Here is an 18,767-nt window from a genome sequence, read left to right on the forward strand (position 1 = left end):
GTGGATTTTAAGGGCTTTTGACCCGTTGCATAATCCCATCGTACAGAGGCGCTCGTTTTTGTTCAAACTCCAAATTATTCGTATTACAGGAATTCTAACGGAGAACGATAGTAGGGGAGAGCTTTTATGAATAAGTTAAAGTATGCAGATTTTTTAACAGAGTTGCAAAGAGGTTCTCAATACGGAGTATTTATTGATGAAACAGGAATTCCTAATAAAGAGGATAAAAAAACATGGGTTGCTGTTATAATTAATCCAACAATTATGAGAGAGATATTTGTGTCAATAGATAATGTCTTCAGAGGAGCAAGTGATTTACAGAGCTTAAAATTAAGGAATTACACTTTGTAGATATTTATAACGGGAAAAAGGGTTATCGGGATATTCCTTTTGGAAAAAGGCTAGGTATATTTAAAGTTCTAGTCGATTTGTTTAAGCATTATAATTTACCCATTTTAGTTCAGTCAATGTCACCAGAATTTTTACAACAATTTGAAGATTTATATAGTCAAGGTATTACCAGCTTTGGTCCTTTTGATTTAACGAACTATAACGATATGGGCTTGTTTTATCTTTTACATAAAGTAAAACTCTACATTCTTGAACATAGGAGTAACAACCACGAATTAGCCAGAGTTTTCATTGATAAGAACTATAAGAAAAATGGTATTGGAATACAAACCTCACTATTCAAAGATGTGTTCTTAGACAGTGTAGTTTTTTTGGGGGACTCCGCTGACATAACTCCGATACAGCTAGCTGATTTTGCAGCTTTTTCATTAAATAGAAGACAATTATTTATTAAGAGTAGTGAGCCTAAGAAACGAGATGTAGCTCTGCTCGAAATACTATCTCCATTAGCGGAACAATACATTGATATTGATAAAATCAAAGCAATAATTATAAGGTCCAATAGTACACAAAATGAATAACTTTACATTGAAGTAACGGGAAACGACAGCTCAAAAACATTAAGACAGCCGATTTCAACACGATCGGCTGCTTTTGTTTAACTAGCCGTACTGTGTCCTGAATCTCATACCTCGCAAGCAAATCTTGCCCGTCCCCCACCCGAAAAACTTGCTGTTAATTATGATAAGGATCAACTTCAAGCAAGACGATGATGCCGTTCTCACCTATGTTGAATTGATGTCCAGCTCCGTCTTCCAGTTCAGTTCTACGTTGGTTGAAGTAGTCCTCCTGAAAATGAATCCTTAAAAAGGGATGTGGTACAGGGGCACGAATATAATCTATGTCTGAAAATAAGATTAAGCACTGTAAGGAGGAATGGGAACAAAATGAAGTTCGACCTTCGAGAATTAGCGTTGTTTGCAGAACAGGTTGTAACAAAAGCGGGTGATAGAATTTCCGAATTGCGCAGCCGGGAAAAAATTGAAGTGAATTACAAGGATGCGGGTGAACTTGTGACATCAGCTGACTTGCTGTCGGAAAGAATCATTCAAGAAGCCATAATGGGGACATTTCAAGGTCATCGAATTCTTTCGGAGGAAGATGGAGTACATAACTGGGATAATTTCAAGTTTGACGGTCCAGTGTGGGTGATTGATCCCTTAGATGGAACAGTTAATTTTTCTCGGAACCTGCCGCATTACGGCGTTTCATTGGCTTTTGCCCTTGATGGCGTAGTACTGGCAGGAGCAGTATATGCGCCAGATTTGAACTGTACTTATGTTGGGATTAAAGGGGAAGGCTCCTATTGCAATGGTGAGCGTTTACGAATTCGTGAATGTACTTCACTACTAGATGCTGTCATTGGCACTGGTTTTCCGCATGATCCAGCAAAAGTGCAGCCAGCAATCGAAAGAGTGAACAGACTCAGAAGAAACTGTCGTGACATTAGGCGTTTTGCCGCACCAACAGTAGACATTTGTTATGTGGCGTCCGGAAAGTTAGATGCGCATACGGAAAGTCTTTCACCGTGGGACGTAGCCGCTGCAGGCTTGATTGCACGGGAGGCTGGAGCAATGAGTTGCCATGTACAAGCGGTGCCTGATGGCATCCCTAATGAACTCTATGGTGAAGATGTCGTATTCACAACACATGGAATCTTCGATGATCTCTTGACATTATTGCGGATGGAATCCGAATAAAAGGTTCAGTCTCTTTTCAACATTGTGTACGTGCAAAAACGTTAGCTTAGTAAGGCATGTTCTTCAATGAAAAATCCATCCTTTTCAGGATAGCCTTAAATACTTACCCCTTCAGCCAGCGCTGAACCATATCATAGTTTACAGACAGGTCATTCCGCTAACTGGAAACGATAGCACTATGACAATAGGCAGCCGAAATCATTGGCTGCCTATTTAGCTAACGGGCAGGTTAGTTGAACAACAGTGGCTGTTATTGGCGAATTTTTTTATACTGACTGGTTTATGAATGTCATTTTGGAATTTAGTTTTATTCAAAGGGGATAATACCTACAATACCCTACAATACTGCTTCCAGAGGTGGCGTAAAAAACGTGAAAAGGTTAGTCATAATATACATGGTGTTTGCTGGACTATTTTCCTCGATACAATTAGCAAAGGCAAGTGTTCAACCAAAATTAAAAACAGAAGATGTTTCATCTATTCAAGCAAACCGTATATATGGGGGGTCTCGTTTATTTAAGGAAAGTGACGGATATGAAGAAGTAATCATCAGTAAGGTTGTTAAATGGATAAACACATCAAATCCTTCCGAAGTACCAACTGAGTTTGAGTTAAATAAAACTCCCGTCTCCAATTTGAAAATAAGAATGAAAAACGGGGATATTGCAGTCATTGAACCTGCCTATAATTGTATTTTTGAAAACCAAAAAATGACATGCACAATAGCAGATGGTGAGGTTAAATATACCCAAAAAAATATAAGAGTTCGATTAAAATCACTGGAGCTATATGATTGGCTCTTAGTTGGGTGGAAATATGAAAGTACTGGAGCTCCCAAAGAAGAATTGCTTGAAGAAGCTTTATATACCAGATATTTTACCTATCTCGACAAAACTTACTCAGACTTTATCCTGTGTCCAAAAATAGATAAAATTGAAAGAATAAATGGCGATACAAGAAGACATATCGTTCATGCAAGTGCGTTAAATTATGGTGCACATCATGGTGACGTTCCTTATGATAGAATACATATTACGTTAACTGATACTCCAGAAAATGGTGTTGAAATAAATAAAGTTACAATCGAAAAAGGTATTTCTGGAAAAGAAAGCCGTATACAATGTAGACGAGAGAACTAAAAGAACTTGAGCTAACGGAAAACGTTAGTTCAATGAAAACAGCGACAGTTAGTTTAATGATTTCGCGAATACTTCAACTATGTAGAATATGCGAAGTTTGCAGATTAGCTGTTAGGCGAATCTTTTGAAAGCATATATTAAAACATGGGAGGAAAAAATTGATTAAATTCATCTCATCAGTTTTATTTGTTAAAGATATAGCAGTTTCACGGATGTTTTATGAAGAGATTTTAGACCAACAAGTAGAGATAGACTATGGTGTCAATATCGGATACCTTGGTGGCTTTTCAATATGGAGGAAGGACGTAGCACATCAAAACATATTTAGAGATAACAAGGCTGAAATCGAATTAATAGGTAGCGGGAAGCAGCAAATTGAACTGTATTTTGAAGTGGAATACATAGATGAGATCTACAAAAAACTTAAAGATCATCAGATTGAATTCGTTCATGACATATTTGAACAACCTTGGGGACAAAGAGTAGTTAGAGTATATGACCCAGATAAATATATTATTGAATTAGGCGAACCGATGAATGTGGTAATCAAGAGATATTATGAGACTGGTATGACATTGGAAGAGGTAGCAGAGAGGTCTTTAACACCAATTAGTATTGTAAGAAGCGTAATTAATAACAAATAATTAGCACTAGCTCAAGCAGGTTAGAAGATTAAAACCTCCCTTTAGAAGCAAACCTAGATGTAATAGCTTCTAAGGGGAGGTTTTCTTATGAAGTTAAGTGAGTTGTGGCATCTATATGAGGCTGATATTCCTAAGTTTTTAATCGAGGAAGACGTTCGAGGATCTCAACTGGAAACTGCTCTGTAGTCGTATTCGTATCCGATATCCATCCAACTAAATACATGATCATTCCTACGATTAGATAGGCATTAAAACGGCATGCAAATCGAGGAGAGATTGAAACGGCAGGACTCGAGATATCTTTTTTATAACAGTTTTATACCAATCGTAAAGTATTACTAGTAGTATACTATTGGATGTGTTTCCCATTATTGAAGGGAGTGGTGTGGTATGAAGAATATCGTTGCTGTCGTGGTTGTTACGGAGGAAGTTCAATTATAATCACAGAGGAATTCCTCTGTGATATCAAAATTTTGGAGGGATTCATGTGGTTATTGAATTAAAGCCGGTATCAATTGAGAACTGGTACGATTGTACCAAGTTAAATGTAAAGCAAGAACAAACTAGTGTTTTTCCAGCTCCTGTTGTTTATTGGATTGCAGAATCTAAATTTCTTCATGATTTTGATTTGCGCGCAATATATTCAGAGGCGTTGCTAGTCGGATTTATTGTCTTTTGTAAAACCCCCGACGAAGACGGTAACCATTGGATACCTGCACTCATGATTGATGAGAATCATCAAGGGAATGGTTTTGGCAAAAAAGCAATGAAAAAATTAATTGATCTTATGAGTCAAAATGGTTGTAATAGATTAATGATCGGGCACAGACCCGACAACTTGATTGCTGGGAACCTGTATGAATCCTTGGGATTTCAGAGGGCTAGCGAAGAAATAATTGACGGTGAAATTATTCGTTTTCTACAACTTAATTAAAGGATCCCCTTAGTAAATAAATATGGCTGTCAGTAAATTACTGGCAGCGGTCGTTCAACTAATAAGAAACGTTAGCTCAATAAATGCCATGAGTATATTAGAAATGGATTTAAGAGCGGTATGTGATGTGTGGAGGATTTTTAATGACGCAATTTTATCTCATTCGCCATGGTGAACCTCTATGGGACATAAATGAACATTACAAATTAAAGGGACATGGCCGGGACATGGTTCCTCTTACTAATAAAGGGGTTAACCAAGTATATTTGACAGCAAAGGACGAACGTTTAAAAGAAGCTGAAATTGTTGTCTCTTCTCCTTACCCAAGAGCACTTCAAACGGCCGCTATTTTATCAAAGGAACTTGGTTTAGAAATAATGGTTGAATTCGATTTAAGGGAATGGCAACCTGACTTAACATTTGAATATGATTCATTGGAGAGGCTTAAAGAACTGGGGGATGATTATGATGCTAATCATGGAGTCTATCCTCCTGGGGTAACCAAGCTTTGGGAGTCTAAAGAACTACTGAAGAACCGCATGGAGAAGGTGATTAACAAATATCTCGAATTTCAAAAGGTGATAATTACTGGACACGGCATGGCTTTTCGTACCTTGGTAGGAGAGGTAGGCGAGATTCCACATGCTTCAATTATCGAGTATTATAAACAAAGCCATGTCACTTTACGCTAACGGGAGACGATAGTTCAAGCAGTAAAGGCAAGTGAGTTATGGCATCTGTATAAGGCTGATAAACGAATTCAAGGATGCTGGGCCATGAGAAAGCCTCAACCACGCAGATATACGCACAACACCGTGGCGAACGCAGGAGAGAAATGTACCAGTGATCCCTTTAGCACATTATAGCGGTAGATCCCTTTTAGAAATTTGCCGCTATTCAACTAAAGAGCAGTATGTGAAGGGAGAATGATTAATGAAGGGGCGAGTTTATGTAGAGTATAGGCGTTTAGGATTTTTTGCTGTAGAGACCGAAGACAATGATTTCTCCATAATTGAGGTTGGGAGTGGAATCCCTTCCTTAGGAGACGAATTGATTGGGGGGCTTAATTCACTTGGTGAAAAGCAACTATACAATGAGACAACTAAAGAAGAATTAGATGTATCTATTAAATCTATACAATTAACCCTAGCCGAAGCGAAGAGCTATATTAAAGATGCTGCAAGAGGGAAATAGTTAGACGATTTAACGGGATACGATAGCTTAATAAACCAGCGGGAGTTCAGGATTTTATTTTCCAGAACAAGACTTCCGCTGGTTTTATATGGGAGTCAGTCTAATACTTCGAACATGTATATGGAAAATATATAGGAGGTCCGGCAAACCATTTCATTGGTTTACCGGACCTCCTTATTGCAGATGCGGGTTGCTGCTAGTCTGCCTCCAAAATAAAAATGCGAGACAGAAAATCGCCTCTTGGCACCTTGGAATGGTAATCGCCAGATGTATGGTCATTTAAAACAATACCGATCTCCATCAATTCATCCCCAAAATAGCCGTGTTCGCCTAAATGGGCGATGCGATATTTTTTATGAGGGTCCAGTCCGGCAAGCTTCAATCGCCGATAGCCGTCGTTTACCTTCGTAAGAATGCGGTAATAGCCGACGATCGCCTGGCTTCTGTCTCTGGATCGGACCATCCATGCTGTTTCATTACCCTGGAAGGGACTGGCCAGCCGATAAAACGTCCCCCGCGCCATGAGACCACGGTACTTTTTCATAAAGCTGATTTGTTCCTGAACGGTTGCTTTTTCTTCATCAGACAGCAGGCTGATATCGAGCTCATAGCCAAAGGTGCCAAAATAGGCGACACTGCCTCGGGTATTCAGGGAAACGCTGCGGGATGTCTGGTGATTGGGCACCGCGGAAACATGGGACCCCATGCTGCTGAGCGGGTATACCATGGAGGTGCCGTATTGTATTTTTAACCGTTCGACGGCGTCTGTATTATCGGAAATCCATCCCTGCGGCGAATAATACAACATCCCCGGATCAAATCGTCCACCTCCGCTGGCGCATGACTCGAATAAGACCTCAGGAAATTTACTGGTTAGCCGTTCGTGCAATTCATATATCCCCAGGATGTATTGATGGTAAACCCTTCCTTGAAAATCACATTCCCTTCCTTGGGAAAACACTTCTGACATAGAGCGGTTCATATCCCATTTCACATAGGAGATATCAGAGCCGGCTAACAGATGGCTGAGGGTCTGATCCAAGTAATCAATGACCTCGGCCTTCGTCAAGTCCAGGACATATTGATTTCGACCCGGACTCACCGTACGGTAGGGGACGGATAATAACCAGTCCGGGTGCTTCTCATAAAGTTTGCTTGCTTTGCTGATCATTTCCGGTTCAAACCAAAGGCCGAATTTCAGCCCCATTGCAGTAATCTTAGAGGCAAGGCCGGAGATGCCGTTGGGCAGCTTGACCTTGTTGGGGTACCAGTCCCCGAGAGAGGTTGTGTCTGTATTACGTTCGCCAAACCAGCCGTCATCCAGAACAAACAATTCGATTCCAAGCCCGGTGGCCGCGCGGGCAAGTCCAAGTATTTTGTCCTCATCAAAATTCATGTAGGTGGCTTCCCAGTTATTGATTAGGATGGGGCGCTCTCTGTCCCTCCAGAAGCCTCGGACCAACCGTGTTTGATACAGCTCGTGGAACACTTGGCTCATCCTGTTCAAGCCTTTATCAGAATACACCAACACGGACTCCGGCGTTTGAAAGCTATCTCCGGGTTCCAAAATCCAACTGAAGCCATGCGGATGTATGCCCATCATTATACGGGTTACATCATACGTATCTACTTCCGCCTGAGCCAAAAAATTTCCGCTGTACACTAAACTGAATCCGATTGCTTCGCCGAGAAACTCCGTAGTTTCCTTTCGCTTCAACCCGATGAAGGGGTTATAGTTGTGGCTGCTGTGCCCCCGCAGACTGTATATGCTTTGAATACCCTGGTGCAGAGGAACATTCTGAATATGCCGCTCCCTCCCCCAAGCACCGGTTAAGGTCAACATTTCATACTCCTTATCCGGAAGCTCCAGGCTGAAGCTCATAGCGGCTTCAAGGCGGATTTTCTCTGTGCCTGAATGGATTATTTTCATAGATCGGGTTAATACAGGTAACTGGTTGAAGAGAGTATATTGCAGTTCAACCTGACAGGAGAGAGTCTTGTCGATTAAACAAATACACACGGTATCGGCCTCATTGTCCTCTTCGACATACGTTGCGGGCAGGCCTTCAAGTGAAGGTTTGCCCGGGAGGATCTGATGACTCAAATACTCAAAATGAGTGGTGCTGCTGCCATCCTGCTGGACCACATGAAGCCCGCAGTTTCTTAAATCGCCTGCACCATAAACCGAAACCTCCTGTTTGACCTGCTCCAGGGAAAACTTTGGGTTTCCTTCAAAAACGCAGGGAGACATATCGCGAAACCCCCATTCCAGCAGGTGGGAGAAATCCTCCTGGTCCTGAATCCTTTTGCCGTAATACAAATGGCCAAGCTGCTGATTCAGCATGACGCAAAAGATGTAACTGATTTCATCATTGTACAAGTGAAATTGCTTGGTTTTTTCATGGTAGATCACAGGCATGGGGAAAACTCCTTTCAAAAAAGTGCTGACAATTGAAATTGTCAACACTGGGGTTTATTAGTCCATATCTTTTTCGATATTTTTGGAAAAGAGGAAGATGAGCAGAGCCGTCATGAACAGAAGTCCCGTCATAATAGGAAACAAGTTGACCTGCTCGTCAGCCGTTTGATAGAAGGTGAACAAAATCAAAGCAATTCCGTTGCCGATCGTGCCCGCCTGCCCCCAAGCGGTTTGCATCTGCGTATCGTAAGCATCGGGTGACAACTTAGCTACAAGCGATGAACCGATAGGCCAAACCAGATTGTCGGAGAACGTAAGGAACAGATAGTAGAACACCATCCAAAGCAGGTTGTAGGGGGCCTGATCCTTAAACATAATGATCGGTATGGTCAGCAAGCCGAAGCCGCAAGCAGAGAACAATATACCCAATCCGTATTTATAAGTGGTGCGAATATGGGTTGCGCGTGTTTTGGTCCACAGCCAGACAAAGACGGGGGACAAGGCCAAGCCGAAAATGGTATAAATGGTTCCCACTGATCCTGGAGCAATTTCAATTCCAAAAATATGGCGATTGATTTTCTGATCGATAAAAATCGCCACAGTGGAAGTCAGCATGGTTCCGCAAAGCGCCATCACAATCTGGGCTGAGAATAATTTGAGGAAGGGCTTCAACCGTCTTTTGTCCCGGGCGGTTAAATCTTTTTTCCTCATGAGATTGGTCAAGAAAGCAATCGGAATAATAAAAGTGGCTGAAGTGATGATGTTTAGTACTCCCTGGAAGGACATCACACCGTTAATGACTAAAACCACAATGGTGCCTATAAAGATAAGCATAATGATCAGGAAACGGGTCAATAATGTTTTGAACTTTCCTTCCTCAAGAGGTTTGATCGGCTTTTCGCCCAAGGGACCAAAATATTTGTGTTGTGTAAAGAAAATCACCGCACCATACAGGAAGGCAGCCGCAGACGCGATCAAGAATCCCAGATGGAAATTTTTCATTCCGATTTGGCCGACCAGAAGTGGAGCAACCAGACCGGCAATATTGTTGGCAATCGTGTGAATGGTAAAGGCGGCGTCCCGTCTTCCGCTGTCGGATTTGCGGTAGAGCTGGCCGGTCAAAGAAGCGTTGCTTGCCCCCATAATTGGAAGCGACATCAAAAACAATGCGATGAATGCAAATATTCTTCCTTGTGTTAGAGAAAAAGCCGGAATGGCCAAAACACCAAATGCCATCCCTTTCACTATGTTGCCAATAATCAAAGCTTTGCGCATGCCCAATACCCGGTCAGCCAGCCAGCTTCCCAAAATGCCAAATATGGAGTTGCAGGCGCCCATTGCCGCAATCATAGATGCGGCCTGACCCTGTGTGAAGCCTAACCCTTTCATGTATGGACTGTAGAGATAAAAAATTAAAATCGCGTACAAGGCTCCCCAAGCAAATGAATTAAAAAAGTTCCCCGCTGCCAAAGCGCCTACACCTCTTGGGTGGCCCAAAAATTTCTTGTCGTCCAGTACCTCCTCCAACGATTTATTTCTGGGATTCATGTTCGTATGGCTTTCATCGCTCATGGTTCTTCCTTCTTTCTTCGTATTTCTGAGAACGCTTTCCCTTTTAAAATATAGCAGATTCATTTCTGTAAAACGGTAGCGGATAGTTGGGATAGGTGGACATTTATTACCTATCGCGGAGGTATCCGTTTCTCCCGCATAATCGATGACTTCGATGAACGCACCAAGGCCGTCTCTACAAAAAAAGGATGCACCCGAGCTGTCGCTTGACGGGGCATCCTTTGCATTTAAATAGCGGTACTATTAATTCGGAAAGAATACAAATGCTAATTGATTAAAAGCACTGCTTTACCGGAAAATCTGCGTTCTAATAAATCTTCGGATACCTCCCCAATGTTCTCCCATGATGTCTCCACTTCAATCCGGGGAGTTAATCGGCCTGTTGAAAGTAAATCCGCTAGCAATTTTAAATCGCTGGCAGGTGAATAGCGGTTAATTTCCTCCCCTAAAAAGAAGCTATACAAGGTTCTGCCGCCCAACCCCCTGATATTAAGTGTGGAGTAAGGGGAGGACGAATGTCCCATCGAAACGATGATTCCTCCTGGTTCAAGCTGGGGCATTAAGGCAGCCAGCGTATCGCCACCCACCGAATCCACAATGAGATGATAAGGCCCGAAAGAGTGGGCCGCTGAAATCGCTGCATCTCCAACCAAAACCTCGTTGGCACCAGCTTCCCGGACAACCAGGGCTTTTTCCTTTGTTCTGGCTACACCTACTGTGAAAGCCCCGGATTGTGCGGCTAGCTGATGGGCCCAGATCCCCACTCCTCCAGTGGAGCCAGTGATCAATATTTTTCTACCGAGCAGCATACCGCCCTTTCTAAGGGTATAGAGTGCAGACAGGCCTGCTACAGGCAAAGTGGAGGCTTGGACGAAGCTGACGTTGTCCGGTATTACTGACAGAAATGAAGCGGGTGCCGCCACCTGCTCAGCCCATGCACCCAGCGGAAGCAAGCCGACGACACGGCTTCCTTGTTTCGGACCTGTGCCATTGCTGGCTTGCTCAATGACGGTTCCGGCAAAATCCCAACCTGGGCGAAATTGCTCGGCCTCATTCCTTGCGTCTATAACTTCACCCCGATTAAGAGAGAAGGCGTGTACTTTAACGATCGCCTCCCAAGGCTGAGCTTGAGGAGCAGCGACGTCCTTGATGGCAAAATATCCTTTTGCCAGTGAGTCTGTAACTATTGCGCGAACCATAAAATCTCCTCCATGGATGTAATTAGAAGCAGATTGAACATTGCTCCCCGTTTTCATAATGGAGTATACTGTACAATAACTCTCGCACCAAGAGTAGAACTACACCTCATTATTTGTAAAGGATTTGGAGAATAATGACTATGCGTAAAGATCAGAACCTTCAGGTTGAAACATTAAAGAATCTTTTAGCTGAGGTAGAGAGTCTTCGTGTAAAACGTCAACAAGCCTATGCTAATCAATCCCATCCGTTGTTGAAACGTTTTAACCAGCAGGAGCTTAACGATATGGCTTGCCCTACTTATAAGAACTTATTAACGGGACGTTCACATCGAATTCCGGATCGTCAAATGATTGTTCGTATTGCTACCTATCTTGAGTGCACATCCATTGAACAAAATGATCTGCTGGTAGCTGCCGGTTATCTCCCATTCCATCAGCGACTTGAAGGTGAGGCTTGGGAGCAAGCGCTTGAGGAAGCAAGGCAGATCATGAGCAGCCTGCCATTGCCGGCCATGATCGTCGACCAGGCTCTAGCTATCAAAGGTGTTAATGATTCATTTTCCCGACTATTCGATCTGCCCGCTCATCCGGATTTTTATAAGGACCTCAATATGGCGGATCTTCATTTCAATTCTGAATTCCCTGTTCGTTCCCGTTCCACTTTCGATGCAGCGTCCTTCGAATTATGGGAATCACATGCTATCGATGGCATACAAGCCTACAAAACAATGCACATCTATTCCAGGCACGAGCTTTGGTATAAACAAGGCATCCGAAAACTTCAAAAATACGACGACTTCAATAAATACTGGAACAAGCAGCCCGGCAACACGAGGAATGAGCTTGAGCAGCATAAAATGATTTTAGCCGAAATGGGCAACACAGGTAAGTGGGTTCCTATTCGCTACAAGCAAATTCATATTTCCACAAGCCATCATATGCATCCGAGAATTGAGGCTTTTTTACCGGTTGATGATGCTGCCCGAATGGTATTTAAACAATTGGGATGTCATGCCTAGTGTGATCGCTTCAATGTTAGAACAAATCAGTCTTATATTTCTCTGATCAACGGATACCATCCTACAAAGGACGGTGTCCGTTTCTTTGTTAAGCGCTGAATCGCAAAATTCAATCACCTCCGCACTTTAAGCGAACATTCAGTTCAAACTCAGGTCAGCTTAAGGCTGGGGAGATAGGATAAGGGCAGAGGAAATGTTTAGCAATACATAGGAAGAGGCGGCCCCGAGAATACATACGGATATGGAGGAAACACCTATGTTTACAAAAATTCGCGCAAAAATACTACTTGGCTTCGCAGTGGTCATTCTCGTATTCATCGCCGCAATCGCCGGAAACACCTTGTTTCAAGGCAAGGTTACCATGCTCACCGAGCAGATTAACCGCAATTACAGCAAGCTGACGCTCGTTCAGCAGCTGACGGACAAGATCCGCACGGCGGACGGGCTCGGCGCCAGATATGTGATGAGTAATACAGATGAGGAAAGAACCACCTATCTGACCGCTTATGAGGCAATGATTCCGGAGATTACCGAGGCGATAACCGTGCTTAAGAATGCGGGCCTCAATGAAGCGGAGCTTGCCGGGATTACGAGTCTCGAAAGTGAATGGAGCAACTATTTGACCGTGCTGGAAAATGCTTTCGCTTTAGCCAAGGAAGGAAATTTCCCGAATGCGCAAAAGGAGTTCACGAATCTCTCGCTGGATACGATTATTGCTTCGCAGCTGGTCTTCGAGAATACGCTGAATGAGGAGATCCAGCATGCACAAAGTCAGTCCGTGGAGCACCGCAGCTCGGCCATGGGCATCAGCTTTGGTGTGACGGGCTTGTCGGTTCTGCTGGCTATCTTCATCGCACTGCTGCTGTCCGGCAAGATTATTAAACCGATCCGTGATGTAAATAAACAACTCCAGGAGATTGCCGAAGGAGATGCCGACCTGACCCGCAAGCTGACAGTCCGGACCAAGGACGAGATCGGTGATCTGGCACTTGCTTTCAATAAAATGACGGATAATCTCGGTCTGATCATCGGACAGGTGAGCCAGTCAGCGGATGGTCTGGCGGCTTCCTCCGTCAAGCTTACCTCCGACAGCGGGCTGACAGCCGAGGCTACGGAACGGATCGCCGGCATTATGGGTACGGTTGCTTCCGGTTCGGAGAGACAAATGAATGATCTGCAGACCAACATGACGACGATTGTTGAAATGTCGGCCGGCATCCAGCAGATCGCCGCAAGTGTGCAGGATATTTCCGATGCATCACTACGCTCTAATGAATTCGCCATGGCAGGCGACAAGTCGTTGCAGGCGGCCGCCCGCCAGATGGCTTCGATTAACCAGTCGATTGGGTCGCTGTCCGAGCAGGTGCTTGGTTTTGCCAAACGATCCCGGGAGATCGGCAGCATTGTTGGGGTCATCCAAGGCATCGCCTCACAGACCAATATGCTGGCGCTGAACGCAACAATTGAAGCGGCGCGTGCCGGGGAACAGGGCAGAGGGTTCGCCGTTGTTGCCGATCAGGTACGCAAGCTGGCCGAGCAATCCGGAGAATCGGCCAATCTTATTGCCGAGATGGCGGCAGGGATTCAGTCCGATGCCGATGATGCGGTCCTGGTGATGAAGAGCAGCATTGCCGAGGTGCAGGACGGTACGGAAATCATTGAAGAAGCAGGACATTCCTTCGGGGAGATCCGCATTTCGATCGATTCTCTGGCCGGACAGGTTCAGGAGGTGTCGGGAGCGGTCGAGGAGATCACGGCGGCTACCGAAGAGATTGTGGAGTCGATCCGCACCGTCACGCAAATATCGGAAACCACAGCTGCGAATACGCAGCAGGTGTCGGCAGCTTCACAGGAGCAGATGGCATCTGTAGAACAGATCGCTTCCTCGGCAGGTGCGCTGAGCACATTGGCGCAAGGTCTGCAGGGGTTGGTGGCAAGGTTTAATGTGTAGCTTGACTGGAAATACGCTCTTCAGCAAATCTTTACCTTCATTTCATTTGGTTTTAAGCTTCAGGCGGTATATTCATCACATGACCCCCATACAATAGACCTTGACCCTGCCGGATAACGGCGGGGTCGCTTTTTTTATATGCTGCTATATATAAATGGATCAGCTATCTCTTAAAGAACGAGAACTGATTACAAGTGTGCTATCCAACCATTTTGGCTAGATAGAAAAGAATAACAATTAATGTGAACGTAATATTGCACATACTAAGCATAGAAACGGCCATTGGTTAAAATCTAGTTATATCTTATATTATTACCATAATTAGTTAGTTAATAGTCAGTCTCCGAGTTCGGTCAGTGTATCTTGCGATTGCGGCTAGTAGTTCTGCATGTTTGCGCAAGGAGTAGATCGTGCTTTTTGTTGTGGATGTACAGCATTGGGAGACGCTGCAGCTGGCTAATTGAAATTGGATTAGTGCGGGCAGGAGGGCAGCCTTTGAATCAAGGAGGTGAAGGGGGAAACAAATTGTTTGTGAATGCGCTTTCTTTAACATGATCCATAACATTATGGAAGGTGGTTGTGTATGTTAACAGGAGACAAGGCATCTGCCAGGAAAACATTCCTCATCTATGGTTTGATTGTTGCGTTGTTTGTAGGCCAATTGGTGCTGTTTCCGGCTGTAAGCTCTGCGGCGGCCAATCTGGCGCAGGGCAAAACAATTACCGCAAGCTCGGTCGGCGACGTTTATGTGGCGGCGAATGCCAATGACGGCAATCAAGGGACGTATTGGGAAAGTGCAAGCAATGCTTTTCCGCAATGGCTAAAGATAGATTTGGGCACAAGCAGCAATGTGAACCAGGTGGTGCTGAAGCTGCCTGCTGCCTGGGAGCCAAGAACGCAGTCGTTAGCTGTTCAAGGCAGCACGAATGATTCTGCGTACAGCAACCTTGCGGCATCGGCGAGTTATACGTTTAATCCGTCAAGCGGCTCCAACACGGTAACTATTAATTTTACCGCAGCAAACGCCAGATACATCAAATTAAACTTTACCGCAAATACGGGTTGGCAGGCAGCACAGGTATCCGAGATTGAGGTCTATGGGACGACCCCAACGCCAACCGGCACTTATGAAGCGGAAGCTGCCGCATTATCTGGTGGAGCCAAGACAAACACCGACCATACTGGCTATACAGGCTCGGCATTTGTGGACGGATATCTCGTACAAGGTGCAACCACAGCCTTTACGGTTACTGCTGCCACTGCAGGCAGCTACAATGTTTCGCTCAGGTATGCCAATGCTTCAGGCAGCACCAGAACATTAAGTGTCTACGTGAACGGAACAAAGGTTAAGCAGACTTCGCTTCCCAATCTGGCGAACTGGGACACTTGGTCCATACAAGATGAAATATTGACTCTCTCTGCCGGTAACAATACAATTTCCTATAAATACGATTCCGGAGATACCGGCAATGTTAATATGGATCATCTGGTTCTTACTCCGGCGGCCACACCTACGGCGACACCAACAACCGTACCAACTCCAACAACCACACCGACAGCAACCCCAAAAGTAACACCCTCACCAACGCCTACAGCCACACCAACGGTTACGCCAACACCAACGGCTTCACCTACAGCTACACCAAGCACAGGTCCAGGATTGAATCTGGCCATCGGCAAAACTATTAATGCTTCCTCATCCATATTTACGTTTGTTCCTGGCCATGCGAATGACGGCGATGTCACCACTTACTGGGAAGGCGGGGCTGCCAGCTATCCGAATACGCTGACCGTCAACCTTGGGGCCAATGCCAGCATTACTTCTGTCGTCGTGAAGCTGAATCCGGCGGCGGCCTGGGCAACCCGTACCCAAACGATTGAGGTATTGGGACACAATCAGGCAACCTCCACCTTTACAAGTCTCGTTCCGGCTACCCTGTATACCTTTAATCCGGCCAGCGGCAATTCAGTGACTATTCCGGTTACGGCAACGGCCAGTGAACTTCAACTGAAGTTCACCACTAACTCCGGTTCAAATGCCGGCCAGGTTGCAGAATTTCAAATTACCGGCACGCCGGCAGCGAATCCTGATCTGACGGTGACGGCAATGTCCTGGAGCCCTTCTGCTCCGGTGGAATCGGATGCCATCACCTTAACCGCAGCCATTAAAAATGCAGGAACCGCAGCATCCACAGCGACAAATGTCAGCTTTTATCTGGGTACGACCAAGGTAGGGACGACTCCGGTAGGGGCACTTGCTGCAGGAGCCTCAGCCAATGTCTCGCTTAACATCGGTGCCCAAGATGCGGCCACCTATGCACTGGGCGCCAAGGTGGATGAGAGTAACACTGTTATTGAACTGAATGAAGGCAACAACAATTACACCCATCCGTCTTCTCTTACTGTTACACCTGTATCAAGCTCCGATCTGCTAGCATCTCCGGTAAGCTGGACCCCGGGAAATCCGGCCGGAGGCAATACCGTAACCTTCTCGGTTGCCATCAAAAACCAAGGGACAGCAGCTTCCGCCGGCGGTGCGCATAATATAACGCTGACGGTGACTGATGCCACCACCAATGCCGTGGTCAAAACCTTAACCGGGTCCTACAACGGAGTAATCGCCAGCGGTGCCACAACGGCTCCGGTCACTTTGGGCACATGGACTGCGGCGAACGGCAAATACACGGTGAAGAGCGAAATTGCCGTGGATACCAATGAGCTTCCGGTGAAACGGGCCAACAATATTCAGACCCAGCCGCTGTTTTTCGGCCGCGGGGCGAACATGCCTTACGACATGTATGAGGCCGAGGATGGTGTTGTCGGCGGTGGAGCTGTTAAGCTTGCCCCAAACCGCACCATCGGCGATCTGGCCGGTGAAGCTTCGGGCCGGAGGGCGGTAACACTGAACACGACCGGCAGCTATGTGGAATTTACCACAAAGGCCAGTACCAATACGCTGGTTACCCGGTTCTCCATTCCGGATTCGGCCAGCGGTGACGGAACCAATGCCACATTGAACATTTACGTCAATGGAGTGTTCAACAAGGCGATCAGCCTGACCTCCAAATACGCCTGGTTGTACGGCCCGGAAACCAGTCCCGGCAACTCCCCGGGCTCCGGTTCCCCGCGCCATATCTATGATGAAGCGAACATTATGTTCGACAGCACCATTCCGGAAGGAAGCACGATCAGGCTGCAAAAGGATGCGGCAAACACCTCGAAGTATGCTATCGACTTTATCAGTCTGGAGCAGGTGTCGCCAATAGCCAATCCGGACCCGGCTAAATATGCGGTTCCTGCCGGATTCAGCCATCAGGATGTGCAGAATGCGCTGGATAAAGTCCGTATGGATAACACCGGCAACCTTGTGGGGGTATATCTGCCTGCCGGAACTTACGAGACCTCAAGCAAGTTCCAGGTCTACGGCAAAGTCGTGAAGATCGTCGGTGCAGGACCGTGGTACACCCGGTTTTATGCTCCAGTCAGCCAGTCCAATACGGATGTCGGATTCAGAGCCACCGATTCCGCCAATGGATCGACTTTCTCGGGCTTCGCTTATTTCGGCAATTATACTTCGCGGATCGACGGACCCGGTAAAGTGTTTGATTTCTCCAATGTGTCGAACATTACGATCGACAACATTTGGACCGAGCATCAGGTATGCATGTTCTGGGGTGCGAATACCGACTACATGGTGATCAAAAACTCGCGTATCCGCAATACCTTTGCCGACGGTATTAATATGACAAACGGAAGCACCAACAATCTCGTATCCAACAATGAAGCGCGGGCCACCGGAGATGACAGCTTTGCACTGTTCTCGGCGATTGATTCCGGCGGTTCGGACATGAAGGACAATGTCTATGAGAATCTGACCTCAATCCTGACCTGGCGTGCAGCCGGTGTGGCGGTCTATGGCGGTTATGCCAATACCTTCCGCAACATTTATATCGCCGACACGTTATGCTATTCCGGGATTACCATCAGCTCACTGGACTTCGGGTATCCGATGAACGGATTTGGCGCTTCACCGCCGACGAACTTCCAGAATATCTCGATTGTCCGTGCAGGCGGACACTTCTGGGGCAGCCAGACCTTCCCGGCCATCTGGGTATTCACGGCATCGAAGGTGTTCCAGGGCATCCGGGTCAGTGATGTGGACATTATCGATCCGACTTACCACGGCATTATGTTTCAGACCAACTATGTGGGCTCTTCACCGCAGTTCCCTGTCGCGGATACAATCTTCTCCAATATTACGATTTCCGGTGCGCAGAAGAGCGGGGACGCATTTGATGCCAAGTCGGGAGTGGGCATTTGGGCCAATGAATCGGCGGAAGCCGGTCAAGGCCCGGCAATGGGTTCGGTAGTCTTCAACAACTTGAAGATTACCAATACAGTCACTCCTATTAAAAATAATACGTCCACCTTTACGATCAACGTTAATCCTTAGACAGCCAGCTGAACAGACCCATAGAAACGGAGTGCTGCTGCTTTCATTAGCAGTGCCCGTTTCACAGCAGGGCCGCCTCCCGCCGACACAGGGGGGCGGCCTTTTGCCGCGGAATAAAGAAGCGGCATGAGC

The 18,767-nt window shown here is 45.8% G+C and carries 14 protein-coding genes; 11 read left to right on the forward strand and 3 right to left on the reverse strand.

Annotated features, from left to right (window positions below):
• Positions 1-126 precede the first annotated feature (126 nt).
• The 8 genes from ACAN56_RS06550 (at position 127) to ACAN56_RS06585 (ending at position 6,022) form a co-directional block, all read left to right on the forward strand.
• Entirely contained in the window at positions 127-351 is a 225-nt protein-coding gene (locus ACAN56_RS06550; protein WP_379141449.1) for a hypothetical protein, read from the forward strand.
• A 77-nt stretch (positions 352-428) separates the two neighbouring features.
• Positions 429-932, forward strand: a complete 504-nt coding sequence (locus tag ACAN56_RS06555; RefSeq protein ID WP_379141451.1) for a DUF3800 domain-containing protein — start codon at positions 429-431, stop codon at positions 930-932.
• Between the two features lie 366 nt (positions 933-1,298).
• The gene (locus tag ACAN56_RS06560; protein WP_379141453.1) at positions 1,299-2,111 is read left to right on the forward strand and encodes an inositol monophosphatase family protein; all 813 of its coding nucleotides are present in this window, start codon (positions 1,299-1,301) and stop codon (positions 2,109-2,111) included.
• Between the two features lie 371 nt (positions 2,112-2,482).
• Entirely contained in the window at positions 2,483-3,250 is a 768-nt protein-coding gene (locus ACAN56_RS06565; RefSeq protein ID WP_379141455.1) for a hypothetical protein, read from the forward strand.
• Between the two features lie 158 nt (positions 3,251-3,408).
• Positions 3,409-3,894 (forward strand): VOC family protein, encoded by a 486-nt coding sequence (locus tag ACAN56_RS06570; RefSeq protein WP_379141457.1) that lies wholly within the window; start codon positions 3,409-3,411, stop codon positions 3,892-3,894.
• Positions 3,895-4,381: 487 nt separating this feature from the next.
• Complete coding sequence (locus ACAN56_RS06575) at positions 4,382-4,828, forward strand: GNAT family N-acetyltransferase (RefSeq protein ID WP_063848045.1); 447 nt, start codon at positions 4,382-4,384, stop codon at positions 4,826-4,828.
• A gap of 143 nt (positions 4,829-4,971) precedes the next feature.
• Positions 4,972-5,520: a histidine phosphatase family protein gene (locus tag ACAN56_RS06580; RefSeq protein WP_379141460.1), complete on the forward strand. Its 549-nt coding sequence runs from the start codon at positions 4,972-4,974 to the stop codon at positions 5,518-5,520.
• Between the two features lie 241 nt (positions 5,521-5,761).
• A complete protein-coding gene (locus tag ACAN56_RS06585; RefSeq protein WP_038590223.1) occupies positions 5,762-6,022 on the forward strand; it encodes a hypothetical protein in 261 nt (86 codons plus the stop codon).
• A 196-nt stretch (positions 6,023-6,218) separates the two neighbouring features.
• Here ACAN56_RS06585 and ACAN56_RS06590 read toward each other — a convergent pair whose 3' ends face one another.
• The 3 genes from ACAN56_RS06590 to ACAN56_RS06600 form a co-directional block, all read right to left on the reverse strand.
• On the reverse strand, positions 6,219-8,441 hold the full coding sequence (locus tag ACAN56_RS06590; RefSeq protein WP_379141463.1) for an alpha-galactosidase: 2,223 nt from the start codon (positions 8,439-8,441) through the stop codon (positions 6,219-6,221).
• Between the two features lie 57 nt (positions 8,442-8,498).
• Positions 8,499-10,013 (reverse strand): peptide MFS transporter, encoded by a 1,515-nt coding sequence (locus tag ACAN56_RS06595; RefSeq protein WP_038590228.1) that lies wholly within the window; start codon positions 10,011-10,013, stop codon positions 8,499-8,501.
• Positions 10,014-10,279: 266 nt separating this feature from the next.
• Entirely contained in the window at positions 10,280-11,212 is a 933-nt protein-coding gene (locus ACAN56_RS06600) for a zinc-binding dehydrogenase (RefSeq protein ID WP_379141465.1), read from the reverse strand.
• 140 nt (positions 11,213-11,352) lie between these two features.
• On the opposite strand from ACAN56_RS06600, the gene ACAN56_RS06605 reads away from it, so the two are divergent.
• The 3 genes from ACAN56_RS06605 to ACAN56_RS06615 all read left to right on the forward strand — a co-directional run bounded on the left by ACAN56_RS06605 (position 11,353) and on the right by ACAN56_RS06615 (position 18,635).
• Positions 11,353-12,231: an MmyB family transcriptional regulator gene (locus tag ACAN56_RS06605; protein ID WP_379141467.1), complete on the forward strand. Its 879-nt coding sequence runs from the start codon at positions 11,353-11,355 to the stop codon at positions 12,229-12,231.
• Between the two features lie 256 nt (positions 12,232-12,487).
• Positions 12,488-14,182 (forward strand): methyl-accepting chemotaxis protein, encoded by a 1,695-nt coding sequence (locus ACAN56_RS06610; protein ID WP_379141469.1) that lies wholly within the window; start codon positions 12,488-12,490, stop codon positions 14,180-14,182.
• 583 nt (positions 14,183-14,765) lie between these two features.
• Positions 14,766-18,635 (forward strand): galactose-binding domain-containing protein, encoded by a 3,870-nt coding sequence (locus ACAN56_RS06615; RefSeq protein WP_379141471.1) that lies wholly within the window; start codon positions 14,766-14,768, stop codon positions 18,633-18,635.
• The last annotated feature ends 132 nt before the right edge of the window (positions 18,636-18,767 follow it).

The organism is Paenibacillus paludis, assembly GCF_042610515.1.
Classification (GTDB): domain Bacteria; phylum Bacillota; class Bacilli; order Paenibacillales; family Paenibacillaceae; genus Paenibacillus_AQ.